The organism is Brachybacterium phenoliresistens (assembly GCF_039530785.1).
In the GTDB taxonomy this organism is placed as follows: Bacteria; Actinomycetota; Actinomycetes; order Actinomycetales; family Dermabacteraceae; genus Brachybacterium; species Brachybacterium phenoliresistens.
The window spans coordinates 190,300-214,680 of record NZ_BAAAOW010000004.1 but is presented as its reverse complement, the minus strand read 5'-3'; the positions used below and the strand labels follow the sequence as shown (position 1 = coordinate 214,680).

24 protein-coding genes are annotated in these 24,381 nt (G+C 75.4%); 10 read left to right on the top strand and 14 right to left on the bottom strand.

Annotation, left to right across the window (positions count from 1 at the left end):
- Nucleotides 1-98 precede the first annotated feature (98 nt).
- The 7 genes from hutH to ABD234_RS11270 form a co-directional block, all read right to left on the bottom strand.
- Nucleotides 99-1,640 carry a histidine ammonia-lyase gene (gene hutH, locus ABD234_RS11300; protein WP_344356218.1) on the bottom strand — a complete coding sequence of 514 codons (1,542 nt, stop codon included), beginning with the start codon at nucleotides 1,638-1,640 and terminating at the stop codon, nucleotides 99-101.
- Between the two features lie 271 nt (nucleotides 1,641-1,911).
- Nucleotides 1,912-3,240, bottom strand: coding sequence for a YjiH family protein (locus ABD234_RS11295; RefSeq protein ID WP_344356216.1), 1,329 nt, complete (start codon nucleotides 3,238-3,240; stop codon nucleotides 1,912-1,914).
- A gap of 124 nt (nucleotides 3,241-3,364) precedes the next feature.
- Nucleotides 3,365-4,720 carry an amidohydrolase family protein gene (locus tag ABD234_RS11290; RefSeq protein ID WP_344356215.1) on the bottom strand — a complete coding sequence of 452 codons (1,356 nt, stop codon included), beginning with the start codon at nucleotides 4,718-4,720 and terminating at the stop codon, nucleotides 3,365-3,367.
- The gene (gene hutU / locus ABD234_RS11285) at nucleotides 4,717-6,411 is read right to left on the bottom strand and encodes a urocanate hydratase (protein WP_344356213.1); all 1,695 of its coding nucleotides are present in this window, start codon (nucleotides 6,409-6,411) and stop codon (nucleotides 4,717-4,719) included. Before hutU ends, ABD234_RS11290 begins: the two co-directional genes overlap by 4 nt.
- A 148-nt stretch (nucleotides 6,412-6,559) precedes the next feature.
- Nucleotides 6,560-7,408, bottom strand: coding sequence for an alpha/beta fold hydrolase (locus tag ABD234_RS11280; protein WP_344356210.1), 849 nt, complete (start codon nucleotides 7,406-7,408; stop codon nucleotides 6,560-6,562).
- 54 nt (nucleotides 7,409-7,462) lie between these two features.
- Nucleotides 7,463-8,227 (bottom strand): IclR family transcriptional regulator, encoded by a 765-nt coding sequence (locus ABD234_RS11275; RefSeq protein ID WP_344356207.1) that lies wholly within the window; start codon nucleotides 8,225-8,227, stop codon nucleotides 7,463-7,465.
- Entirely contained in the window at nucleotides 8,224-8,700 is a 477-nt protein-coding gene (locus tag ABD234_RS11270; protein ID WP_051486853.1) for a MarR family winged helix-turn-helix transcriptional regulator, read from the bottom strand. The genes ABD234_RS11275 and ABD234_RS11270 overlap by 4 nt, the downstream gene beginning before the upstream one ends.
- Nucleotides 8,701-8,748: 48 nt before the next feature.
- Between ABD234_RS11270 and ABD234_RS11265 the strand changes: the two genes are divergently transcribed.
- Complete coding sequence (locus ABD234_RS11265) at nucleotides 8,749-9,972, top strand: multidrug effflux MFS transporter (RefSeq protein WP_344356203.1); 1,224 nt, start codon at nucleotides 8,749-8,751, stop codon at nucleotides 9,970-9,972.
- 109 nt (nucleotides 9,973-10,081) lie between these two features.
- On the top strand, nucleotides 10,082-11,056 hold the full coding sequence (gene hutG, locus ABD234_RS11260; protein ID WP_344356201.1) for a formimidoylglutamase: 975 nt from the start codon (nucleotides 10,082-10,084) through the stop codon (nucleotides 11,054-11,056).
- 2 nt (nucleotides 11,057-11,058) lie between these two features.
- On the opposite strand, the gene ABD234_RS11255 is transcribed toward hutG, so the two are convergent.
- Nucleotides 11,059-11,841, bottom strand: a complete 783-nt coding sequence (locus tag ABD234_RS11255) for an SDR family oxidoreductase (protein WP_344356199.1) — start codon at nucleotides 11,839-11,841, stop codon at nucleotides 11,059-11,061.
- Nucleotides 11,842-11,888: 47 nt separating this feature from the next.
- Nucleotides 11,889-12,458, bottom strand: a complete 570-nt coding sequence (locus ABD234_RS11250) for a GNAT family N-acetyltransferase (protein WP_344356197.1) — start codon at nucleotides 12,456-12,458, stop codon at nucleotides 11,889-11,891.
- A gap of 86 nt (nucleotides 12,459-12,544) precedes the next feature.
- On the opposite strand from ABD234_RS11250, the gene ABD234_RS11245 reads away from it, so the two are divergent.
- The gene (locus ABD234_RS11245; RefSeq protein WP_344356195.1) at nucleotides 12,545-13,387 is read left to right on the top strand and encodes an HAD-IIB family hydrolase; all 843 of its coding nucleotides are present in this window, start codon (nucleotides 12,545-12,547) and stop codon (nucleotides 13,385-13,387) included.
- 85 nt (nucleotides 13,388-13,472) lie between these two features.
- Nucleotides 13,473-14,237, top strand: a complete 765-nt coding sequence (locus tag ABD234_RS11240) for an ABC transporter ATP-binding protein (protein WP_344356192.1) — start codon at nucleotides 13,473-13,475, stop codon at nucleotides 14,235-14,237.
- A gap of 207 nt (nucleotides 14,238-14,444) precedes the next feature.
- Here ABD234_RS11240 and ABD234_RS11235 read toward each other — a convergent pair whose 3' ends face one another.
- The 3 genes from ABD234_RS11235 to ABD234_RS11225 are packed head-to-tail and all read right to left on the bottom strand — an operon-like array spanning nucleotide 14,445 to nucleotide 17,136.
- Entirely contained in the window at nucleotides 14,445-15,386 is a 942-nt protein-coding gene (locus tag ABD234_RS11235; RefSeq protein WP_344356189.1) for an aminoglycoside phosphotransferase family protein, read from the bottom strand.
- A 49-nt stretch (nucleotides 15,387-15,435) separates the two neighbouring features.
- Nucleotides 15,436-16,725, bottom strand: coding sequence for an RNA polymerase sigma factor (locus ABD234_RS11230; protein WP_344356186.1), 1,290 nt, complete (start codon nucleotides 16,723-16,725; stop codon nucleotides 15,436-15,438).
- Nucleotides 16,726-16,731: 6 nt separating this feature from the next.
- Entirely contained in the window at nucleotides 16,732-17,136 is a 405-nt protein-coding gene (locus ABD234_RS11225; RefSeq protein ID WP_344356182.1) for a YciI family protein, read from the bottom strand.
- A 138-nt stretch (nucleotides 17,137-17,274) separates the two neighbouring features.
- Here ABD234_RS11225 and ABD234_RS11220 point away from each other — a divergent pair, with 138 nt between their 5' ends.
- From ABD234_RS11220 to ABD234_RS11195, 6 genes are all read left to right on the top strand, one after another.
- Complete coding sequence (locus ABD234_RS11220) at nucleotides 17,275-17,697, top strand: YccF domain-containing protein (RefSeq protein ID WP_038372676.1); 423 nt, start codon at nucleotides 17,275-17,277, stop codon at nucleotides 17,695-17,697.
- On the top strand, nucleotides 17,694-18,572 hold the full coding sequence (locus tag ABD234_RS11215; RefSeq protein ID WP_344356179.1) for a hypothetical protein: 879 nt from the start codon (nucleotides 17,694-17,696) through the stop codon (nucleotides 18,570-18,572). The genes ABD234_RS11220 and ABD234_RS11215 overlap by 4 nt, the downstream gene beginning before the upstream one ends.
- A gap of 169 nt (nucleotides 18,573-18,741) precedes the next feature.
- The gene (locus ABD234_RS11210; protein WP_344356177.1) at nucleotides 18,742-19,938 is read left to right on the top strand and encodes a metallophosphoesterase family protein; all 1,197 of its coding nucleotides are present in this window, start codon (nucleotides 18,742-18,744) and stop codon (nucleotides 19,936-19,938) included.
- Nucleotides 19,826-20,758 carry a fructosamine kinase family protein gene (locus tag ABD234_RS11205; RefSeq protein WP_344356174.1) on the top strand — a complete coding sequence of 311 codons (933 nt, stop codon included), beginning with the start codon at nucleotides 19,826-19,828 and terminating at the stop codon, nucleotides 20,756-20,758. Before ABD234_RS11210 ends, ABD234_RS11205 begins: the two co-directional genes overlap by 113 nt.
- On the top strand, nucleotides 20,755-21,549 hold the full coding sequence (locus ABD234_RS11200) for a class I SAM-dependent methyltransferase (protein ID WP_344356173.1): 795 nt from the start codon (nucleotides 20,755-20,757) through the stop codon (nucleotides 21,547-21,549). The genes ABD234_RS11205 and ABD234_RS11200 overlap by 4 nt, the downstream gene beginning before the upstream one ends.
- Before the next feature lie 52 nt (nucleotides 21,550-21,601).
- On the top strand, nucleotides 21,602-22,168 hold the full coding sequence (locus tag ABD234_RS11195) for an NUDIX hydrolase (RefSeq protein WP_344356170.1): 567 nt from the start codon (nucleotides 21,602-21,604) through the stop codon (nucleotides 22,166-22,168).
- A gap of 134 nt (nucleotides 22,169-22,302) precedes the next feature.
- Here the strand turns inward: ABD234_RS11195 and ABD234_RS11190 are convergent, their stop codons facing one another.
- Together ABD234_RS11190 and ABD234_RS11185 are read right to left on the bottom strand one after the other, a co-directional pair.
- Nucleotides 22,303-22,842 (bottom strand): DinB family protein, encoded by a 540-nt coding sequence (locus ABD234_RS11190; protein WP_344356167.1) that lies wholly within the window; start codon nucleotides 22,840-22,842, stop codon nucleotides 22,303-22,305.
- A gap of 20 nt (nucleotides 22,843-22,862) precedes the next feature.
- Entirely contained in the window at nucleotides 22,863-24,257 is a 1,395-nt protein-coding gene (locus ABD234_RS11185; protein WP_344356164.1) for a CoA transferase, read from the bottom strand.
- Nucleotides 24,258-24,381 lie beyond the last annotated feature (124 nt).

The window sequence follows — 24,381 nt, the reverse complement described above, 5'->3', positions numbered from 1 at the left end:
CGGGCGTCTCAGACGACGCGGGCGTCGCGGCCGATGCCGGCGCCCCGGGCGACGCGTGCACCTCGGGCGCCCCGGGCGTCTCGGGCGACGCGGACGGCTCAGGCGAGCGGCCCGGCGACCTCCTCGACGGCGGCGAGGATCGTGCCGTCGCGCAGCAGCTCCTCGGCGGCGGCGATGTCCGGGGCCAGGAAGCGGTCCGGCCCGGGGCCCTCGACCCGCTCGCGCAGCACGGCGATCGCGGCAGCGCTCGCGGCCGACGGCGCCAGCGGCGCCCGCAGGTCGATCGCCCGGGTGGAGGTGATCAGCTCGATCGCCAGGACGCGGCGCAGGCAGTCCACGGCGGTGCGCAGCTTGCGGGCGGCGTGCCAGCCCATGGACACGTGGTCCTCCTGCATGGCGCTCGAGGGGATCGAGTCGACGCTCGCGGGAGCGGCCAGGCGCTTCATCTCCGAGACCAGGCCGGCCTGGGTGTACTGGGCGATCATGAAGCCGGAGTCGACGCCCGGGTCGTCGGCCAGGAACGGCGGCAGGCCGTGGGAGCGGGACTTGTCGAGCATGCGGTCGGTGCGGCGCTCGGCGATGGAGGCGAGGTCCGCGGCGACCACCGCGAGGAAGTCCAGCACGTAGGCGACCGGCGCGCCGTGGAAGTTGCCGTTGGAGGTGACGGTGCCGTCCTCCAGGACGACGGGGTTGTCGATGGCCGCGGCGAGCTCGCGCTCGGCGACGGTGCGGGCGTGGGCGATGGTGTCGCGCACGCCGCCGGCGACCTGCGGGGCGCAGCGCAGCGAGTAGGCGTCCTGGACGCGGGAGCCCTCCGCGGCGACATCGGCCACGATGGCGGAGCCCTCGAGCAGGGCGAAGATGTTCGCGGCGGAGTCCGCCTGGCCGGGGTGCGGGCGCAGCGGCATGTGCAGCTCGGGGCGGAACACGCTGTCGCGGCCGCGCAGGCCCTGCACCGTCAGGGCGGTGGTGAGGTCGGCGACGCGGACCAGCTGCTCGAGGTCGGCGAGCGCGATGAGCAGCATGCCCAGCATGCCGTCGGTGCCGTTGATGAGGGCCAGGCCCTCCTTCTCCTCCAGCAGCACGGGCTCGATGCCCGCCTCGGCCAGCAGCTCCGGCACGGGGCGCTCGACGCCGTCGCGGTCGCGGGCCCGGCCCTCGCCCATCAGCACGATCGCGCAGTGGGACAGCGGCGCGAGGTCGCCGGAGCAGCCCAGCGAGCCGAACTCGTGGACGATCGGGGTGATGCCCGCGTTCAGCAGCGCGATCATCGTCTCGACGACCAGGGGGCGCACGCCCGTGCGGCCGGAGGCGAGGGTCTTCGCGCGCAGCAGCATGAGGGCGCGCACCACCTCGGGCTCGACCTCGGGGCCCGCGCCGGCGGCGTGCGAGCGGATCAGGGAGCGCTGCAGGGCGTGGCGCATGCTCGGCGGGATGGAGGTGTCGGCGAGGGCGCCGAAGCCGGTGGAGACGCCGTAGACCGGGGTGCTGCCGCCGGCGAGCGCATCGATGTGGGCGCGCACGCGGGCGATCTCCTCGCGGGCCGCGGGATCCAGGCGCAGCGGTGCGCCGCCGCGGGCGACGGCGAGGACATCGGCCGGGGTGAGGCCGGAGCTGGAGAGGGTGACGGTGGTGGTCATGACCTCGAGGCTACGGATCGGGCGGCCCCGCTCCCAGGGGGTCGGAGCGGTCGCCGTCCGGGATCCCGGACAAGCGGGGGCGTCCCGGAGCCGGCCCCGCCTCGCCCCGCGTCGCCTCGCGTCGCCTCGCCTCGCCCCGCGTCGCCTCGCCTCGCCTCGCCTCGCGACAGAGAATCGTCACCCTGTATGTCGTCTCGGGGCCTTCGATGACATACAGGGTGACAATTCCTCCCGGGCCGCGATCTGGGCGCCCCGCCCGAGCGGGAACGCCTCAGAGGACGAGGTGCGCGATCGGTGCGGCGATCAGCACGGTGAGGACGACCCGCTCGAACCAGAGCACGATCAGGCGCGGCACGCTGATCGGGATCGAGGTCGCGAGGATCGAGGGCACCAGGGCGGAGAAGAACACGATCTGCGAGATCGCGGTGACGCCGACGGTGAAGCGCAGAACCTCCGAGGGGTGGCCGGCGACGACGGTCGCCGGCAGGAACATCTCGGCGATGCCCATCGAGAACGCCTTGCCGGCGAGCAGGGGCTCCGGCAGGCCCACCAGCAGGGCGACGGGCGCGAACACGTAGCCGAACAGGTCGAACAGCGGGGTGTAGGTCGCCACCAGCAGGCCGATGAGCCCGACCGAGAGGATCGAGGGGACGATCGCGGAGGCCATCAGCACCCCGTCCTTGAGCGTGGACCAGGTGCCGCGGGCCAGGCCAGGGGCCGCCGCGAGGGCGCGCATCGCCTCGGCCCAGGCGGTGGGCAGCAGGCGGCCGCCGCCGGTGGGCTCGGGCTGGTGGGCCACGCCCTCGAAGGTCTCCTCGGGGATGCCGCGCAGCGGCGGGATCCGCACCGTGATGGCGGTGACCAGGAACGTCACCACGAGGGTCACGACGAAGTAGAGCGCCCAGCGGTCCATGAGGTCCAGGGTCGAGGCGACGATGACCATGAAGGTGGCCGAGACCGTGGAGAAGCCGGTCGCGATGATCGCGGCCTCCCGGCCGGTGTACCGGCCCTCGCGGTAGACGCGGTCGGTGATCAGCAGCGCCAGCGAGTAGAAGCCCACGAAGCTCGCGACGGCGTCGACGGCGGCCCGGCCGGGCACCCGCCACACGGGCCGCATGATCGGCCGCACCAGCACGCCGATGAACTCCATCAGCCCGTAGCCGATGAGCAGCGCCAGGAAGATCGCGCCGACGGGCACGATCAGGCCGACGGGGATGGCGAGCTTCTCCCACAGGAAGGGGCCGATGTCCGGGTTCGCGAGCGGGCCCGGGTAGGAGCCGAAGGCGGCGCAGGCGGCGACGAGCAGGCCCAGCACGTTGAGGATCGCGAAGGCGGTGCGCAGCGGGCTGCGGCGCCAGGTGCCGGTGACGAAGGGCCGGGCGGTGCCGAAGGCCACCAGGGCGAGCACCACGAAGGGCACGGCCGGCCCCAGGAGGGTGCGCACCAGGGTGAGGACGTGGTCCACGCCGATGGTGCTCTTCCCGCCGATCTCGACGGAGACGAAGAACATCGCCAGGCCGATGGCGCTGTACACGAAGAAGCGCCAGCGGGCCGGCGGGTGCGGCGCGGTGGTGGGGACGGAGTCGGCGCGGGTCGTCATCGATGCGCTCCAGGGGTAGGGCGGCGGGACGCCGCACGGAGGGGTGAGGTCTCCTCCGGCCGGAGGAACGGGCGGCTCCCCGGCCGGAGTGGGACGGCGGGTCGCCCCGGGGCCGGGGCGGCGGTCAGGCGGCCGGGTGGAGGCGCTGCCCGCGCCGCCACACCGCCGCCGTCATGGGCATGCCCGGCCGGTAGGCCAGGTGGATCGCCGCCGGGGCGGCCAGCAGGTGCACGTCGGCGCGGGCGCCGACGGCCAGGTGGCCGACGTCCGCGCGGCGCAGGGCGAGCGCCCCGCCGCGGGTGGCGGCGCGGATCGCCTCGGCGAGGCTGAGGCGCATCTGCAGCACGGCGGTGGCCACGCAGAAGCTCATGGAGCTGGTGTAGCTGGTGCCGGGGTTGCAGTTGCTGGCCAGGGCCACGACGGCGCCCGCGTCCAGCAGGGCCCGGGCGGGGGCGAGCGGGGCGCGGGTGGACAGGTCGCAGGCCGGCAGGACCGTCGCGACCGTGGGGCCGGCGTCCATGGCGAGCCGGCCGTCGGCGTCCTCGCGCACCGGGAGGGCGGCGGTCGCGGCGAGCGCGTCGACGTCCTCGGCGGACATGTGGTTGAGGTGGTCCACGCTCGCGGCGCCCAGCTCGACGGCGAGGGCCACTCCCCCGCTGCGGGCCAGCTGGTGGCCGTGCACGCGCAGGCCCAGGCCCGCCGCGCGGGCGGCGCGGAGCACCCGGCGGGACTGCGCGACGTCGAAGGCGCCGTCCTCGCAGAAGACATCGGCCCAGCGCAGGAGGTCGCCGGCCTGCTCGCGGACGGCCTCGAGCATCGGCCCGGCGGCGAGGTCCACGTATGCGCCGGCGCCGGGGCGGCCGTGCGCGCCGTCGAACTCGAGCGGCACCAGGTGGGCTCCGAGGTAGGTGGCCTCGTCCAGGGTGCCGTCGGCGACGAGGCGGGCGGCGAGCGCGGCGGAGCGGGCCTCGTCCTCGAGGGTGAGGCCGTATCCGGTCTTCGTCTCCAGGCAGGTGGTGCCGCCGGCGACGGCCTCGGCGATGCGGGCGCGGACCAGCTGCTCGAGGCGGTCGCCGTCGGAGGCGTCCAAGGCCGCCCGGGTGGCGTCGGTGGTGACCTGGATGCCGCCGGCGGCGTAGGCGCGGCCGGCCATGCGGGCCTCGAACTCGGCGGAGCGGTCGCCGTCGAAGATGAGGTGGGAGTGGGAGTCGACCCAGCCGGGCAGCACGGCGCGGCCGGCGGCGTCCACCCGCTCATCGGCGGCGGGAGCGTCGGCGGCCGGGCCGTACCAGGCCACGCGCCCGCCCTCGAGGACCAGGGCGGCGTCGTGCAGCACCTGCCGCTCGGGGGCGTCGTCCAGAGCCGGGTCCAGCGTCCACAGCTCGCCGATGTCGGTGATCAGCGTGCTCGCCGGGGATGCGGCGGCGGCCGCAGGAGCCGGATGGGCTCCCGCGGCCGCCGCGTGCGGGGCGCTCGTCATGCGCCCTGACCGTCGCGCAGGGTGGGCGCGACGGGGATCCGGACGCCGCGCTCGCGCGCGACCTCATCGGCCCGGGAGTAGCCGGCGTCGACGTGACGGATCACGCCCATGCCCGGGTCGTTGGTGAGCAGGCGCTCGAGCTTGCGGGCCGCGAGCTCGGTGCCGTCGGCCAGGCCCACCTGGCCGGCGTGGATCGAGCGGCCGATGCCGACGCCGCCGCCGTGGTGGATGGACACCCAGGTCGCGCCGGAGGAGGTCGCGGTGAGGGCGTTCAGCAGCGGCCAGTCGGCGATCGCGTCGGAGCCGTCGAGCATCGCCTCGGTCTCGCGGTAGGGCGAGGCCACGGAGCCGGAGTCGAGGTGGTCGCGGCCGATGACGATGGGGGCCTTGACCTTGCCCTCGGCGACGAGGCGGTTGAACAGCAGGCCGGCCTGGTGGCGCTCGCCGTAGCCGAGCCAGCAGATGCGCGCGGGCAGGCCCTCGAACTCGACGTGCTCGCCGGCGGCGTCCAGCCAGCGGTGCAGGTGCTCGTTCTCGGGGAAGAGCTCCTTCAGCGCGGCGTCGGTGACGGCGATGTCCTCCGGGTCGCCCGAGAGCGCGACCCAGCGGAACGGGCCGAGGCCCTCGCAGAACAGGGGGCGGATGTAGGCGGGCACGAAGCCGGGGAACGCGAAGGCGCGCTCGTAGCCGGCGTGGCGGGCCTCGTCGCGGATCGAGTTGCCGTAGTCGAAGACCTCGGCGCCCTCGTCCTGGAACTCGACCATGGCGCGGACCTGCGCGGCCATGGACTCGCGGGACTTCTTGGTGAAGCCCTCGGCGTCGGCCTCCGCCTCGGCGTGCCAGTCCTCCATGGTGTGCTCGAGCGGGAGGTAGGACAGCGGGTCGTGGGCGCTGGTCTGGTCGGTGACGACGTCGATGGTGATGTCGCCGGCGCGGTGGCGATCCAGCAGCGCCGGGAAGACCTCGGCGGCGTTGCCGACGATGCCGATGGAGACGGCGCGGCCCTCCTCCTTGGCGGCGTTGGCGCGGGTGATCGCGTCCTCGAGGTCCTCGGCGATCTCGGTGAGGTAGCGCTTGGCGACGCGGCGCTCGAGGCGGGTGCGGTCCACGTCCGCGATGAGGCACACGCCGTCGTTGAGGGTGACGGCCAGGGGCTGGGCGCCGCCCATGCCGCCGCAGCCGCCGGTGAGGGTGATGGTGCCCTTCAGGGTGCCGCCGAAGCGCTTGCGGGCCACGGCCGCGAAGGTCTCGAAGGTGCCCTGGAGGATGCCCTGGGTGGCGATGTAGATCCAGGAGCCGGCGGTCATCTGCCCGTACATGGTCAGGCCCTCGGCCTCGAGCTTGCGGAACTCGGGCCAGGTCGCCCAGTCGCCGACGAGGTTGGAGTTGGCGATGAGCACGCGCGGAGCCCACTCGTTCGTGCGCAGCACGCCGACGGGCTTGCCGGACTGGACCAGCAGCGTCTCGTCGTCCTCGAGGTCCTGCAGGGTCTCGACGATCGCGTCGAAGGCCTCCCAGGAGCGGGCGGCGCGGCCGGTGCCGCCGTAGACGACGAGGTCGTCGGGGCGCTCGGCGACCTCGGGGTCGAGGTTGTTCATGAGCATGCGCAGCGGCGCCTCGGTCTGCCAGGACTTGGCGCTGAGGTCGGTGCCGCGCGCGGCGCGGACGGGGCGGGCTCCGGGGAGGGTCATCGAGGGCTCCTGCTCTGCTGGGGTGGTCCGTCGCGCTCGGCCATGACCGCGACGTGATGCCAGGACACCACGCCCGTCCGCCGCGGGGAACGGGCCGCCGCGCATCGGCGTCCGGGATACCGGACGATGCGGATTCCGGACGATGCGCTCAGTCGCGCGTGCGGGCGGAGACCACGATCTCGGCGAGGATCTCGCGCATCTGCTCGGGCTGCTCGACCCACGGCAGGTGCCCGGCGCCGGTGACGGCGCGCTTGCGGGGAGCTCGGGCGTGGGCGGCGAGCGCCATCACGGGGCCGACGGGCCGCGGGTCGGCGGTGCCGTGGATGAAGGTGATGGGGCAGCGCGCGGCGGTGGCCCAGGTGATCTGGTCCATGTCGTCGAAGGCCATGAGGGAGCGGTTGGCCGCGAGGTTGATGGCGTGCGGGCTGGAGGCCATCGGCAGCGCCAGGTCGTAGCCGGCGGCCGGGTCGGCGTAGTCGGCCGCCCACTGGATGCGGCGCCACTCCGTCTCCTCCTCGCGGGTGCGCTCCCGGGCGTCGAGCGCGGCGAGCCGCTGCGCCCAGGGCTCCAGGCGCCGGGCCCGCTCGGGCCGGTAGGCGCTGCGCCAGTCGCCGATGCCGACCCCGTCGAGGTACCCCAGGCCGATCACCCGGTCCGGGTGCGCGCCGGCGTAGGCGAGGGCGAGGGTCGCCCCGAAGGAATGGCCCACCAGCACCACGTGCTCGTGCCCGAAGGCGATGCGCAGCTCCTCGAGGTCGGCGACGGAGCGCTCGAGGGTGAGATCCGCCGGTGTCTCGAGAGCAGCGGTGGAGTCCCCGCATCCGCGCTGGTCGTAGCTGTGCACCGTGCATCGGCCGGAGAGCAGCTCGCCGAGCGGTGCCAGGTAGTCCCACAGGCCGGGGCCGCCGTGCACGAGGATCACGGCGGGGGCGCCCGCCGGTCCGGGCACGGTCCGCGTCGCCAGGCGTGCGCCGTCGCTCATCTCCACGAAGTCCACCCGCTCGACGCTACCGCAGCGCGCCCTTCGGATCTGCCCTCCTCCCCGGGGCACTCAGCGGAGGGCGCGGGTGATCTCGGCGGCGACCTCGCGCACGGCGCGGGCGCAGCGCTCGGCGAGCTCGGGGGTCGAGCCGACCTCGGGCCAGGTGAGCGCCACCCCGGCGACGGGCCACCCGGCGCGGTCCACGACCGCCGCGGCGACGGAGGCGAAGCCCTCGGTGACCTCGCCGTCCTCCCAGGCCACGCCCTCGCGGCGCACCCGGGCGAGCTCGGCCACGAGGTCCGCGCGGGAGGTCACCGAGGGCGCCTCGGTGCGGCGCTCGAACGGGGTGCGGGAGGGGTAGAGGCTGCGCAGCTGGACCGGGGTGAGCACGGCGAGCATCGCCCGCCCGCTCGCGGTGAGGTGCGCGGGCAGGCGCACGCCCGCGTCGGTGACGAGGCTGGGGCGCATACGGGCGCGCTCCTCGACGAGGTACAGCGCATCGCGCCCGTGCAGCACGGCGAGATGGCCGGACTCCCCGACGGCGTCGACCATCCGGGCGATCGCCCGGCGGCCGATCCGTGCCAGGGGGTCGTGGCGGGCGTAGCCGGCGGCGAGCTCGTAGGCCGCCGGGCCCAGCGCGTAGCGGCGCTCCTCGGGCAGGTGCAGGGCGTAGCCGTGGGCGACCAGGGTCGCCAGCAGGTCGTACACGCTCGAGCGGGGCAGCTCGAGGGCCTCGGCGATGCGGGCCGCGGCGACCGGGGCGCGCTGCGCGGCGAGGAAGGTGAGCAGGCGCAGCGTGGCATCGGCCGCGGGGACCTTCGCCCGCCCGCTCATGGCGCGGACCCCTCGTCGCGGTCGAGGAGCCGGACGGCCCGGGCGAGGACCTCGCGGTCCGCGGCGGTGAGGTCCGGGAGGCGGGCGGCGAGCTCGCGGCCCCAGTGGGCGCGGATCGCGCGGCTGGACTCGCGGGCGCGGTCGGTCGGGGCGAGGTGGACGCTGCGGGAGTCGGCGGGATCGGCCTCGCGGGTGAGCATCCCCTTGGCGACCAGTCCCCGCACCGCGGCGGAGAGGTTCGAGCGGCGCAGGCCCACGCCCTCGGCCGTGCTGCTGGGCGTGGCGCCGGGATGGCGGTCCACCCAGCGCAGCACCATCACCTCGGTGCCGGTCAGAGGGACCACGTCGTCCCGTTCGTGGACGCCGTGCTGCAGCGCCCGGGCGAGGGTCACGACGGCGTCGCCGAGCTGGGCGAGCAGGGGATCGTCGGGATCCTGCGCGTCCGAGGGCGGCGTCGACGTCGGGGAGGTCACGCACGGATCCTATCGACACGCCGCTTTCGTTATGTTTGCATAACCATCATGAGCATCCCCGCCTCCCCCACGACCGCCGCGCCCGACGCGGACCTCCGCTCCCCCGTCACCGTGCCCCTGCTGCTCGTGCTGGGCCTGCTGAGCGCCGTCGCCCCGCTGGCGACCGACCTCTACCTGCCCGCCTTCCCCGCCATGGCCGCGGACCTCGGCACCGGCTCCACGCAGGTGCAGCTGACGCTGACCGCCTTCCTCGCCGGCCTGACCCTCGGTCAGCTCGCCTTCGGGCCGCTCTCGGACCGCCTGGGTCGCCGCGGCCCGCTGCTGGTCGGCGCGGTCCTGTTCGTGCTGGCATCGGCCGCCGCCGCCCTCGCACCGAGCATCGGCGTGCTCATCGCCGCCCGCATGCTGCAGGGCCTCGCCGGGGCCGCCGGGATGGTCATCGGCCGCGCGATGATCTCCGACCTCGCGCACGGCCCCGCCGCGGCGCGGGCGTTCAGCCTGATGATGATCGTCGGCGGCGTCGCCCCGGTGATCGCGCCCGTCGCCGGCGGCGCGCTCACCGGCCCGCTGGGCTGGCGCGGCCTGCTCGGCATCATCCTGGTCCTCGCGATCGTCATGGTCGTCTCCGTCCTCGCGCTGACCCGCGAGACCCTCTCCCCGGCGCGCCGCGCCGAGCTCGCCGCCGAGCGCCGCTCCCGCCGGGCCGCCCCCGGGCCGCTCTCCTCGCGCACGTTCGTGGGCCGCACCGTGACCTTCGGCTTCGCCTTCGCGGTGATGATGGCGTACATCTCCGCCTCGCCGTTCCTCTACCAGGAGCTGATGGGCTTCGGCGCGGGCGGCTACGGCATCGCCTTCGGCGTGAACGCCCTGGCGCTCATGGTCGTCAGCGCCGTCTCCGCGCAGCGGGCGGCGACGGTCGCGCCCGAGCGCATGCTGCGGACCGGCGTGGCGGCCGCGGGCGTCTCCGTGCTCGCAGCCCTGGTCCTCGCCGCGACCGGGGCCCCCGCGATCTGGCTGATGTTGCCGATCTTCACGACCGTCGGCGCGATGGGGCTGATCTTCGGCAACGCCACCGCGCTCGCGCTGGGCGCCGTGCCGCAGGCCGCCGGGACCGCCTCGGCGCTGCTGGGCGCGCTGCAGTTCGGCCTCGGCGCGCTGGTCTCGCCGCTGGTGAGCCTCGGCGGGGGCGTCAGCGCCCTGCCCATGGTCCTGGTCATGACCTGCTGCATCGCGATCTCCGCGGGCGGGCTGCTGATCGCCCGGGAGGGCTGAGCTCACCCGCTGTCCGGAGCACCGGACAGCGGGCCTGCCTCGCGCCCCGATCGGGGAGAGTGGAGCCGTAGGGTCCGATGCAGACCCGCCCGCTCCTCGGAGGTGCCCCATGACCGCTCCCGCCCCTGCCGCCTGGACCGGCCGCCACGACGGCGACGACCCCGAGCATGCTCGCTGGCACCAGGTGGTGCGTCCCGCCGGGGAGGCCGATGCCTCCGCCGCGCACCTGGCCCTGCTGGGCTTCCGCTCCGACGAGGGCGTGCGCCGCAACCGCGGCCGGGTCGGGGCGGCCGATGCCCCCGCCGCGCTGCGCCGCGCCCTGGCGCCGATGGCGCTGCACGGCCCGCTCGCCCGCGGCGAGGTCGGCATCCACGACCTCGGCGACGCCGTCACCGTGGGCACGGACCTCGAGCGCGGGCAGGCCGAGGCCGGGGCGCTGATCGCCGAGGCCCTCGACCGCCCCGGCAGCGCGCTGGGCGTGGTCCTCGGCGGCGGGCACGAGACCGCCTGGGCCTCCTACCAGGGGCTGGTCGCCTCGCAGTCCCTGTCCGGCAAGCGCTGGGGGGTGCTGAACCTCGATGCGCACTTCGACCTGCGCGAGGAGCCGCGCCCCACCTCCGGCACGCCCTTCGCGCAGATGGCGGCGGCGGAGGCCGCGGCCGGGCGCGAGCTCGCCTACCTGGTGCTCGGGATCGCCGAGCCCTCCAACACGGGAGTCCTGTTCGAGCGCGCCCGTCAGCTGGGCGTGCGCTGGTGGACGGACGTGGAGTGCATCGAGGCGGGCGCCGCGGGGATCCGCGCCGCCGTCGAGGAGTTCGCCGCGGACCTCGAGGTGCTGTACCTGACCATCGACCTGGACGTGCTGCCCGCCGCGGCGGCCCCCGGGGTCTCCGCCCCCGCGGCCTACGGAGTTCCCGTGCCGCTGATCGAGGCGGCCGTGCGCGCCGCCGCCGACACCGGGAAGCTGGGCCTGCTGGACGTGGTCGAGCTGAACCCGCAGCTGGACGTCGATTCCCGCACCGCCCGCACCGCCGCCCGGCTCATCGACACGGCCGCCCGGGTCGCTCTGGACGCCGGGGCCTGAGGTCAGCGGGCGGCAGCCGCCGCCCCGCCGCCGTCGAGCCAGGCCCCCAGGGTGAGGTCGTCGACGATCCCGTCGCGGGGGATCAGCCCGCCGCCGGCGAGGCCGCGCCCCAGGTAGGGCAGCTCCGTGACGACGCGCAGGCGGCGCCCGCCGATCTCCCCGCGCGCGGCGAGGATGCGGCGCACCAGCTGCGCCGTGGTCATCTCCTCGGGGCCGCGGATCGCCAGGATCCGGTCGCCGGCGACGTCCTCGCGCACGACCTCGGGGACGATGTGCCGGGCCGCGCGGTGCGCCGAGAGCGGCGCCATGCGCATCGTCGGCAGCACGGCCAGCGGGCCGATGCTCGCCTGCGCGGCCATCTGCTCGGCCAGCTCGAACCACTGGGTGGACCGGATGATCGTCGCCGGGATCCGGGCGTCCTGATAGGCGCGCTCCTGCGCGGCCTTGCCCCGGTAGTAGCCGAAGGCCCCGCGGACCTCCGGCCGGGCGGCCCCGGCGATCGACACGCACACCACCCGCCGCGCCCCGGCGCGCTCCGCCGAGCGGGCGATGTTCTGCGCGGCCCGGGTGAAGAAGGAGACGGCCCGGTCCCCGCGGATCGCCTGCACGTTCACGGCATCGACCACCACCTCGGCCCCCTCGAGCGCCGCATCCAGTCCCCCGCCGCTGCGCGCATCCACCCCCGCGGACCGGCTCAGGCGCCGCACCGTGTGCCCGGCCTCCTCGAGCTTCCCGCTGAGGGACCGGCCGATGGTCCCCGTCGATCCCAGCACCGCGATGTCCATGGCCGCCACGCTATGCCCATCGGCCGCGCGGGACCAGGGGTCGCCGGTCACGGGCCCGGCGGGGTCCAGTCGGCGTGGACGAGCTGGAACAGCCGGCAGTCGCGCCAGTCTCCGCCCAGGCGCAGGTACTGCGGGGCGAGGCCGTACTCGACGAAGCCGCAGTTCTCGAGCACGCGCGCGGAGGCGTCGTTGCCGACCTGCACCTCCGCCTGCAGGCGGTGCAGGCGCAGCGCCCCGAAGGCGACGCCGATCGCGGCGCGCACCGCCCGGGTCGCCACGCCCTGCCCCGTCGCCTCGCGGTCCACCCAGTAGCCCAGCGACGCCGATTCGAAGGCCCCGCGGACGATGCCGTTGATGCTGAGGCGGCCCACCAGCTGCTCCCCGCCGAGGACGATCCCCAGCGGGACGCCGCGCCCCTCCTCCGCCGCGGCGAGGGCCTCGTCGAGCATCGCCCGCTGGGCCTCCTCGGTGAACCAGGCGTCCTCCCGCAGCGGGGCCCCGACCAGCAGCTCCTCCCGGTTGCGCAGCTCGAGCTCGGCGAGGCGGGCGGCGTCCTCGCGGCGCAGCGGGCGCAGGGACACGGACTCGGGCCGGGGACGGGACGGGGGCGTGCTCATCGGCCCATCGTCCCACCCGGCGGCGGGCCGGGACGCGACGCGGCCGATAGGCTGGGCCGGTCGTCCGCCCCAGGAAAGAGGCCCCTGTGACTGTTCGCCCCGAGACCGGCCGCCGCTGCGTGTTCATCGACTTCGACGGCACCTTCGCCGACCACGGGATCGCCCCGGGCGCCCACGCGGAGGCGGTGCGCCGGGCGCGGGAGAACGGGCACGTGGTGCTGCTGTGCACGGGCCGGCCCGCCTCCATCGTCGCCCCCGAGGTCGCGGCGCTGTTCGACGGCGTGGTCACCTCCGCCGGCGCCCACGTGCGGGTGGGCGAGGAGGTGCTGCGCGATGACCGCTTCCCCGAGGACCTCGCCCGCCGCACCACGGAGCTGCTGCTGGAGGCCCGGGCGGTCTTCGCCCTCGAGGCCCCCGAGGCGATGTACTGCACGCCCGGCCTCGCCGAGAGCATCCGCGAGCACGTCCGCGCCGCCGAGGCGCCCGCGTCCGGGAGCATCGGCCGCGGCCCGCAGGACATCCTCGACGCCGTCCGCACCCCCGATGACCTGCCGGACCGTTCGTTCGCGAAGGTGTCCGTGTGGGAGTCGCCGGTGCCCGTGGAGCAGGTGGCCGCGCAGCTGGGCGCGGCGATCGGGGCGCTGCCCAACTCGATCTCGGCCGATGGCCTGCATTCCGGGGAGCTGCACCTGGCCGCGATCGACAAGGCCGACGGGGTGCGGCAGGTCGCGGCGCACCTGGGCTTCGGGATCGAGGCGACCGTCGGCATCGGCGACGGCATGAACGACGTGGGCATGCTGCGGGCGACCGGCACCGCGGTCGGCATCGAGGGCGCGGCCCCCGCTGTGCTCGAGGCCGCGACCTTCGTGGTCCCGGGACCGTCGGGCCACGGCATCGTCGCCGCCTTCGAGCGCCTCGGGATGATCTGAGCCGCGATCCCCCAGGCTTCGCCGGTACCGTGGTCCCGCATCCCGGGCCGCCGCCCGGACCGCCCATCGTCCCCGAGGAGCCAGCGTGTCGATCCTGAAGGCCAGCGGAGTCTCCCTCTCCTACGGAGGGCCCGATGTGCTCTCCGACCTCGACATCGAGGTGACCAGCGGCTCCGCTCCCGTGGGCCTCGTCGGCCCCTCCGGCGGCGGCAAGACGACGCTGGTGGGCGTGCTCTCCGGGGCGCAGAAGGTGCTGCGCGGCACGGTGACCTTCGACGGGCGGCCGGTCTCGCGGCTGCGGCTGCGCTCCAAGAGCGAGTTCTCGGCGCGGGTGCGGGCGGTCTCCCAGTACTCCATGACCATCTCGGATCCGCGGGTGACCGCGCAGATCCGCCTGCGCGAGGCCCTGAAGGTGGCGCGCAAGGGCGGTCGCAGCCACGGCACCAGCATCGAGACGATGCTCGACGCCGTCGGCCTGGACATGAGCGCGGGCACCCGGCCGATGGCCACGCTGTCCGGCGGGGAGCGCCAGCGGGTCGCGCTGGCCACGGCGCTGGCGACCCGGCCCGAGATCCTGCTGCTGGACGAGCCGCTGACCGCCCTGGACCCGCACAGCCGCAGCGCCATGACCGCGCACCTTCGCGAGCTCATCGAGCGTCTGGGCGTCGGCGTGCTGCTGGCCTCCCACGACCTCGAGCTCGTCGAGCGCCTGTGCCCGACCGTGCACGCCCTGGTCGGCGGCACGGTGCTGCCGGCGGCGCCGCTGCGCGAGGTGCTGCGCGATCCCGAGCACCCCGAGCTCGCGGAGCTCGCCTCCGCCGCCCCGATCGCCGTCGCGCGCTTCCGCTGAGGCGAGGAAGGCTCGGGCCGCAGGCGCGGCGAGGAACGAGCGGCGCCGCAGGCCCGTGCCGACGAGCTCAGCAGACCAGCACCGCTGAGGCGCGAACCCGGCGAGTGCCGATCTACGAGCCGAATCCGCAGCAAATTGGCTCGTAGACCGGCACTCGACGGGCGGGGCGGAGGCGGGGCGGAGGCGGGGCTGAGGCGGGGCTGAGGGTCAGGCGCGCATCTCCGTGCGCCGGCGCAGGCGGATGAGCGGCACCAGCCACTCGGCGTAGCGGGCGCGGTGCGCCCCCAGGCCCGGGACGGACTCCGGGTCGGGGCGCCGGGCGGCGTCGACGAAGAAGCCGAGGAACGCGCACAGCACATCGGTGCCGGTGCGCCGCGGCAGCCCGTGATGGGTCATCAGCTCGTCGATCCGGGCGGAGACCGCCAGCTCCCCGTGCCGGTCCTCGACCGTGCCGAGGAACAGCAGGGCGTCCAGCCAGCGCGGGCCGCGGCAGGCATGGGCCCAGTCCACGACGCTCACCCCGCCGCCGGGGGCGATGAGGAGGTTGTCGGCCCGCACGTCGAGGTGGCACAGGGTCTCCCCGTCGATGGCCGCCAGGCCCCGCTCCTCGGCCAGCTCGAGGTCGCGCAGGTGCTCGAGGATCCATGGGTCCAGCCCCGGCGGCCGGTCCTCAGCGATGCGGGAGAAGCCCAGGAAGTCCTCGGCGAGCGCATCGGCCGCCCGCGGGAGGTCCGGCACCGGGTTCGGGGTGCAGACCGACTGCAGGTGATCCAGGGCGTCGAGCACATGGTCGAGGTCATCGCCCGTCCAGGGCTGGGCGGGGGTCTGACCCGGCCCGACCTCGGTGACCAGCACGAACCAGTCGCCGTCCGTGAAGGCGTCGACGAAGGCGGGCACCGGGGCGCTGCTGGGGATGTGCGCGAGGGCGTGGGCCTCGGCGCGGTTCATGCGCGGGGAGTCGGGATTGTCCTCGGCGCGGACCGCCTTCACGAACAGGCGTCTGCCGGTGTCCGCGGCGACGATCTCCGCGGTGGACGGGGAGAATCCCCCCGTGCAGGGGATGGTCCAGGACACCTCCGCGCCCAGCCGGTGCTGGACGCGCAGGCGGACGGACTCGGGCAGGTCGCTCCATCGCAGCCGTGGTCTCATACCTCCCGATGATCCCACTCCGCGGCCGATGTGACCAGCGTCTCATCGCTCAGGGGTCCTCGACGCCGCGCAGCCGCCGCGCGACGAACCGCCTCTCCCCCGCCGTGCCGGTGAGCTCGAGCGCCCGGGCGTAGGCGGCGCGGGCCTCGGCCGGACGGCCCAGCTCCTCGAGGGTGATCGCCCGTGCCAGATGGTACGGCTGGTGCGCGGCGAGCTCCGCCTCCCCGGCGAGGCCGTCCAGCAGCGCGAGGCCGTGCTCGAGGCCGTCACGGCGCCCCACGGCGATGGCGCGGTTCATCCGCACCACCGGCCCCGGATCGTGGCGCAGCAGCAGGTCGTACAGCGCGGCGATCTGCGGCCAGTCGGTGGCCTCGAAGGCGGGCGCCTCGGCGTGGACGGCGGCGATCGCGGCCTGGATCGCCCATCGGCCCGCGCCGGGCGCGGCGGCCGCCTGCTCGGCCAGGGCGATGCCCTCGGTGCGCAGATCCGCGTCCCATCGGCCGCGGTCCTGCTGCTCGAGGGGGACGGGCACGCCGTCCTCCAGGCGTGCCGGGGCCCGGGACTGGGTCAGCAGCATGAGCGCCAGCAGGCCGGTGGCCTCGGCCGATGCCGGGTCCAGCCGGTGCAGGATGCGGCCCAGGCGGATCGCCTCCACGGTGAGCTCGGCCCGCAGCGGCGACGCACCGGAGGTCGCGGCGTAGCCCTCGGTGAACACCAGGGAGATCGCCGTGAGCACGAGCGGCAGGCGGGCGCGGCGCTCGCCCTCGTCCTCGGGGACGCGCAGCGGGATCCCGCTGACGCGGATCCGCTTCTTGGCGCGGGTGATGCGCGCCTGCAGCGTGGGCAGGGGCAGCAGCAGGGCCTCGGCGACCTCCGCGCTGCTCAGCCCGCCGACGAAGCGCAGCATGAGCGCGATCCGGTCCGCCGGGGCGATCGCCGGATGGCAGGTGCCCATGAGCATGGCCAGGCGGTCGTCGGGCAGGTCGCCGGCCTCGAGCGCGGCGGCATCGGCCGGGGGCGCCGTGCGCTCCCCCTCCTCGATGCGCAGCCGGGCCAGGCGCCGCGCCGCGGCCGCATCGCCGCGCACCCGATCCAGGGCGCGGTTCTTCGCGGCCTGGACCAGCCAGGCCAGCGGACGATCCGGCACGCCGTCGCGCGGCCAGGTGCGCAGCGCCGCCTCCATCGCCTCCTGGGCCGCGTCCTCGGCGAGGTCCAGGTCCCCGAAGCGCCGCACCAGGATCGCGATCAGGCGGGTGTGCTCCTCGCGGTGCAGGCGGGCGAGGAGCTCGTCGGCCGGGGCCGCGCCCGCGGGAGCGGCCCCGGCGTCGGAGGCGGACATGGCGGATCAGAACTCCGCGATCGGCCGCACCTCGACCCGGCCGCCGATCGCCCCCGGGCAGCGGCCCGCCCAGCGGATGGCCTCGTCGATGTCTGGCACGTCGATCACGATCGTCCCGCCCACGAACTCCCGGCTCTCCACGTACGGGCCCGCGGTCACCACCGGCTCGGCGTCCCGGCCGGCGCGGGTGACGCTGGTGCCGGTCTCCGGGTCCTCGAGCGCGAACCCGCCGGCGAGCACCCCCGCCTTCTCCAGCTCGGCATCGAAGGCCATGAAATCCTCCACGCCGGGCGCGTCGTCCTCCCCGCAGCTCGGGCCGTCCACGGCCCCCATCATCAGCAGCACGTACTTCATCGTCCTCAGCTCCTCGTCCAGCTTCTCGGTGGCGACCGGGCCGGAGCGCCCGGTCACCACTATGACGAACCCCGCCCCGCCGGATCGACAGCCGGGCGGAGGAATCTCGGACGGACGCGCGCGGGCGCCCGCCCCGGGCCGGATCCGGGGGAAACCTGCATGGAGCCGGGGCGCGCGCCGTCCTAGCATCGAGGCATGCGCTCCCTCATCACCCTGATCCTGAACATCATCTGGCTGGTGACCGCGGGCTGGTCGCTGTTCCTGGCCTACGTCATCGCCGGCATCCTGGCCTGCATCTTCATCGTCACGATCCCCTTCGGCGTGGCCTCCTTCCGCATCGCCGGCTTCGTGCTGTGGCCCTTCGGCCGCGAGGTCATCGACGTGGGCCGGCCCACCGCCGTGGGCACGATCGGCAACGTCATCTGGTTCGTGGTCGCGGGCTGGTGGCTGGCGCTGGGCCATGTGGTCACCGCGCTCGCCCAGGCGGTCACGATCATCGGCCTCCCGCTGGCGTGGGCGAACCTCAAGCTGATCCCCGTGACCTGCTTCCCCTTCGGCAAGGAGGTCGTCTCCTCCGACGACGCCCGCGCCGCGATGTTCCCGACCGCGCGCGCGTGAGGCCCCTGCACGACGTCGGCTGCGGCGACTGGCTGCTGCGCCGCGCCGGCGCGTGGGCGCGGGTGGGCGGCGTCGCCGGGACCGGGTTCGAGGCCTACGCCCGGATCCTGCATCCCGTCGCCGCCCGCCGGGTGGACCTCTCGGTCCAGGACGAGTGGGGGATCCACCCGGAGCGGGAGACCGCCCGATGGACCTGGGCCGAGGTCGCCCGGCGCAATGACCGCGTGATGCACCCGCTGGTGCAGTGGCAGGCGATCACCGATCAGGAGCGGTCCCTGGAGTTCGCGGACGGCTGGCAGGCCGGCCAGTCGGAGGAGGGGCGGCTGGCCCCGGACCTCCTGGCGGCCCTGACCGGGCATCTGGCAGCGGCGACCGCGACGCCGGAGGATCTCGTCGCCGCGTTCTGGGTCGGCCACGGGGAGCTGAACGACAGCAGCACTGCATACATCCTGCTGAGCTCCGAGGAGGAATCCGGCGAGGGGTGGGAGGCGCCGCCGCGGCCCCCGCGACGGCACCCGGTCAGCGCGGCGGTCCGCGCGCTGGTGGATCGGGGCCCGTACTTCCTCTGGCCCGGCCGGGAGATGGTCCTGCTGGAAACCGGGGCCACCGAGCTGTCCGACCCCGGCTGGGGCGAGACCTCCGGGCTCGGCGGATGGGAGGGCGATCCGGCGCCGGTCACGCCGCAGCTGCTGTGGCCCGCCGGGCACGAATGGGTTCTCGCCTCGGAGATCGACTGGGACTCGACGATCGTCGCGGGCCCGCGGGCGCTCGTGGACGCGGTGCTCGCCGACGACCGCGTCGAGGCCTTCGAGGTGGACGCCGATGCCGACCTGACGTGGGACGGCGACACCGTCAACACCTCCCGGGACCGGTGACCCGGGCGCCCCGGCCGGCGTCGGCCACGAGCGCATTGCAAATCCATTCACGGCGTGTTGACCTGCTCGTCGACCGGTGTTGGCATAGCGTGCTCCTGGCGGTCGCGACCGCCGCCTAGGGTCATCGCCGACCCGCGCCTCCCGGCGCCCCCGACGACAGGAGCTCCCGATGTTCCCCTCCTCCGACACCCCTGCCCCCAGCCGCCGCGGCGTCCTCGCCGCCTCCGGAGCCGCCGCCGCAGGGCTCGCCGCGGTCGGCCTCGGCCCCGCGCCCGCCCAGGCCGGCCCCACCCCCACCACGAAGGACGGCATCGTGAAGAACCCGCTCGCCTTCCGCGACGACGGCTCGTTCACCGTCGTGCAGTTCAACGACACGCAGGACAGCCACACCACCGACGTCCGCACCACCGCCCTGCAGGAGGCCGTCCTGGATGACGCCTCCCCGGACGTCGTCATCATCAACGGCGACGTCATCAACGGCGGCCCCTCCACCGAGCTCGAGGTCAAGCAGGCCCTGAACAACGTGGTGCTGCCGATGGAGCGGCGCGGCATCCCCTTCGCGGTCACCTTCGGCAACCACGACGAGGACTCCACCGAGAAGACCGGCATGGCCGAGGCGGACTACGTCGCCTTCCTGTCCCAGTACGAGCACTCGATCACCACCCTCGGGGCGGACGTCACCGGCACCGCCAACCAGGTCCTGCCCGTGCGCTCGGCCGATGGGAAGCGCGACGCCTTCGCCCTGTGGCTGCTGGACTCGGGCCGCTACGCGCCGGCCGAGATCGCCGGCCAGGACTTCGAGGGCTACCCGCACTGGGACTGGCTGCGCTTCGACCAGGTCGAGTGGTACGCCCGCACCTCCCGGGAGCTCGAGAAGAAGAACAAGGGCCTGGTCCCGGGCCTGGTGTTCCAGCACATCGCCCTGTGGGAGCACCGCTTCATGTGGTTCGCGAGCGTCGACTCGCGCACCGACGCCGACCACGAGCGGGCGGTCGCGAAGCACGGGATCATCGGCGAGCGCAACGAGGACGAGTGCCCGGGGCCGTTCAACTCCGGCCTGTTCAGCGCGATGCTCCACCGCGGGGACATCCGCGGGCTGTTCGTCGGCCACGACCACACGAACACCTACCAGGGCGACTACTACGGCATCACGCTGGGCTACGGCCCGGGCACGGGCTTCGGCACCTACGGCCTGGGCGGTGCGGAGAACCACCGCCTGCGCGGCGCCCGCGTGTTCCGCCTGGCCGAGGCGGATGGCGACGTCACCGTCGACACCGCGCCCGTGTTCGCCGGGGACTACGGCATCGACCTCACCGACGGCTACCAGCCCGGCGAGCCCGCCGCCTTCCCCGCCGGCGTGCGCTGAGCGGAGCGGCCGGGGCGGGATGAGACGGTGGGGGCATGCGCACCCACCGCAAGTCCCGTCCCGGCGCCCCGCCCGGGTTCTTCGCCGCGGAGGCCGCGGGCTGGCCTGGCTGGCGGAGCCGGATGCCGTCCCGGTGGTCCGCGTGCTCGCGGCCGATGAGCACGGCCTGGACCTCGAGCGCCTCGAGCCCGTTCCGGCCGATGCCGCCGCGGCCCGCCGTCTGGGCGGCCAGCTCGCGCGGCTGCACGATGCCGGGGCGCCGGCCTTCGGCTGGGCGCCCGCGCCGCGGGCCTGGTTCGGGCCGCTGGAGGCACCGTTCGCGGTGCCGACCGCGCCGCGCGCGGAGTTCTCCGTCTTCTGGGCGGAGGACCGGCTGCGCCCGCTGGCCCAGCGGACCGCCCCGCTGCTGGGCGATGAGGGCGCCGACGCCGTGGAGGCGGCGATCGCGGCGATCGCGGCAGGGGTCTTCGACGGCATCGCCGGCCAGGGCCGCGAGGAGCCGGCGCGGGTGCACGGGGACCTGTGGTCGGGCAACGTCCTGTGGACGGCGGCGGGCGGGACCCTCATCGACCCGGCCGCCCATGGCGGGCATCGGCTCGAGGACCTGGCGCTGCTGACCCTGTTCGGGGCGCCGCACCTCGAGGAGATCCTCGCCGGCTACGAGCAGGCGCACCCGATGCCCGAGGGTTGGCGCGAGGACCTGCCCGCGCACCTGTTCTTCGCGCTGCTCGCGCACCTGGACCTGTTCGGCACCGGCTATGCGGCCGATGCGATCCGCACCGCGCAGCGGATCGTGCGCCGCGCGGAGGAGATCGCATGACGGCAGGGCAGGGAAGCGCGGGGCAGGGAAGGGCGGGGCAGGGAACGACAGGTCCGGGAGCGCCATGGCGGGGAACAGCGCGGGCGGCCGCGGCCTACGGGGCCCGCGCCGCCGAGTACGTGCAGGCCGTCGGCACCATGGAGGCCACCGCCCCGCCGGATCGGGCGCTCGTGGAGCGCTGGGCGGCGCAGACGGCCGGGCCGCTGCTGGACCTGGGCTGCGGCCCCGGCCAGTGGACGGCGCACCTGGCCGGGCGCGGCCACGACGTGGTGGGCATGGACCCGGCGACGGGGTTCCTGGAGATCGCCCGGCGGGCGCACCCTGCGGTGCGCTTCCGCGACGGGGGCGTCGAGGACCTCGACCCCGCCGAGCCCTGGGGCGGGATCCTCGCCTGGTACTCGCTGATCCATCTGGACCCGGCCGATGTGCCGGCGGCCCTGGCACGGATGCACGCCTGCCTGGCGCCGGGCGGCCGGGCGCTGATCGGGTTCTTCGCGGCCGATGACAGCGCGCGGGCGCGGGCCGAGCGCGCCGCGGATGGAGCGGCCCGGGCCGAACGGGCCGTAGCCGGAGCGACCCGGGTCGAGCGCGCCGCGGGCGGAGCGGCGCACGACCCGGAACCCCCGGGCCCCGAGCCGTTCCCCCATGCGGTCGCGACGGCATACCGCTGGCCTGCCGAGACGATGGCCGACCTGCTGCAGCGGGCCGGCTTCACCCTCGAGCATTCCGAGCAGCGCACCGATCCCGGCGCGCGCCCGCATGCGGCGATCCTCGCCGTGCGCGGGGGATGATGGGCGCCGGCGCCGCGACGACGACGACGCCCCGAGCAGAGGACGCCCGCGCATGACCATCCCCCTCCCCCGCATCGAGCAGGCCATCGCGGATTACTCCGCGGCGTGGGACGGCGAGCGCCATCTGCTCCCCCTGCTGCGCGGCCTCGCCCTGGACGGCGACCCGACCAGCCGCGGGACCCTCGCGGGGCACCTCACCGGCAGCGTCGTCCTCTTCGACGCCGGCTGGAGGAACGTCCTGCAGATCCACCACCGGGTGCACCAGCGGTACCTCTTCCCCGGGGGCCACATCGACGCCGAGGACCAGAGCCTCGAGGCGGCCGCCCTGCGCGAGCTGCACGAGGAGGTCGGCGTCCCGCCCCGGTCCGTGCGGCTGCTGCCCGGCCGGTTCCGGATCCTCCACGTGGACGTGCACGACATCGCGGCGCGGCCCGAGCGGCACGAGCCCGCGCACTTCCACTACGACCTGCGGTTCGCGGCGGTCGCCGCGGGCCCGCTGGAGATCCGGCCGCAGGAGGACGAGGTCTCCGATCCTCGCTGGGTGCCGGTCGCGGAGCTGCCGGGCGTCCTCGGCGAACGGGCCCGCGAGGCCGCCGCGCGACACGGCGAGCCCGGCTGACGGCGCTCCCCCAGCCCTCCGGCTGCTGCGCGGTCCAGCTCAGGACGTTCCCGCCGCCCCTCGAGCTGCGGCATCGGCCGGCGCAACGGCATCGGCCGGTGCAACGGCGCGGAGCTGCCGGGCGGGACCGGTCGTCAGTACCCGGTGCGCCCGTCGATCGCCTCGCGCAGCAGGTCCATGTGCCCGAGGTGGCGGGCGTACTCCTCGATGAGGTGGGTGAGGATCCAGCGCAGGTTCACCGGTTCGCCGCGGCGCAGGCCGCGCACCGGGCCGTCGAGGTCGCTCCAGCTCGCGGCGGCCTCCCGCGTCACGGCGATCTCGGCACGGTAGGCGGCGAGATCGGCCGCGGCCGTCTGCGGGGAGGCGTCGTCGAAGTCGCCGTCGCGGCTCTCCGGCGTGCAGTAGTACTCCGGCACCACCTCCGTGAGCAGGACCTCGCGCAGCCAGTACGCCTCGACCTCGGTGAGGTGACGGACGATGCCCATCAGGCTCAGGGTCGAGGGCGGGATCGGGCGGCTGCACAGCTGCTCGGCGGTGAGGCCGGCGACCTTCAGCAGCACGCTCTCGCGGTACGTCTCGAGCCAGCGCTCGCAGGTGGCGCGCTCGGAGGCGACCATCGGGCCCATCGGGCGGGTGTCCTCGTGGTGCGCGAGCACGGGCGTGGTGGTGTCCATCGGGCCAGTGTGCCCGCCGCTCAGCGCTGCGACCAGCGAATATCCGCCCCTCCGCTGCGGCCGATGTGCCCGTGGACGCGGGCGCCGTCGACCCGCAGCGGCGGCGGGACCGCGCGCACGCGGCCGTGCGGGGTGCCCTGCTCGATCAGATCGTCCTCGACCGGCTCGGGGCCGGGCGCGAAGACCGGTGCGGCGGTCGAGCCGGACGGCGAGCCGGCCGCGGCCGGGGTGCCGAGCGGACCATCGGCCGCGATGCCGGACGGCGAGCCGGGCCCGTCATCGGCCGCAGGAGCGCTCAGCAGCTCCTGCGCGGCGCCCAGCAGGCTGGCGCGGACCAGACCGCCACGCCCCTGGGCGAGCAGGTCCATCACCGCGGCGGCCAGCCGGAATCCGGTCGCATGGTCGAGCGCCTGGACGGGCAGGGCGCCCGGCCGGGCCGGATCGGCGGCCGAGGCGACGGCGATGCCCGTCGCGGCCTGCACGATCGAGTCGAATCCGGCGCGCCCGCCCCACGGGCCGACGCTCCCCCATGCCGACAGCGCCCCGACCACGAGCCCCGGATGCGCGGCGGCGAGCGCCGCAGGCTCGAGCCCGAAGCGGTCCAGGGCGCCGGGCCGATATCCCAGCAGCAGCACATCGGCCGCCGGCAGCAGCTCCTCGTGGAGGACGGCGGCATCGCGGCGCAGGTCCAGCAGCCCCGAGCGCTTGCCCATACCGGTGGACAGGTGCGCATCCAGCAGCTCGGGCCGATGCGGCGGGTCCAGGCGCAGCACATCGGCCCCGAGGCAGCCCAGCAGCTGGGAGGCGGTGGGGCCCGCGATCACGCGGGTCAGGTCCAGCACGCGCAGTCCCGCGAGCGGGCGGCCGCCGGCGGCGACGGGCAGCGACGGCAGGGGCCGGGCGGGGCCTCCGGGCTCGACGCCCACCCAGGGCGTGCCCGCCATGGCGCGGGACTGCGGGTGCTCGCGCCACTGCTGCGGGGTGCGGACCGCCGCAGCGATCCCGCCGGCGGCGACGACGCGGTCCTCGACCTCCTGCGCCGGGAGGGAGCCGATCCGCTCCGCGATCCGCTGCCGCTCCTGCTGGGCGTCGCCTTCGGCATCGGGCAGGTCGAAGACGCCCCGGATCGCCGCGGCGTGATGGGGGTAGTTGCCGTGCAGGCGCACCCATCCGTCGGCCGCCGCGAAGAACCCCGACAGCGGCGCCCACGGATGCGTGGGCTCCCCGTCGATGCGCAGATGGTCGACCGCGGCGAAGGCCAGGCCCACCGCGCGCGGCGATGTCGTCACCGCGATGCGGGCGCCGCGGGCGGCGGCGAGGCGCACGACGGCATCGGCCGCGGCCCGGACCGATCCCTGGGCGAGGCCGTCGACGTCCAGCGGGCCGGACCAGAGGGGGGCGGGGGCGCTCGGCATCACGGACTCCTTCTCTGCGGCGGTCCGCGCCCGATGCGCCGCCGCCCCCGGCAGGGTAGCGCCCTCGCCCGGACGGGCCGCCGGGCGAGGGCGCCGGAGTATTCCGTTGCCCGCCGGGAGGGCG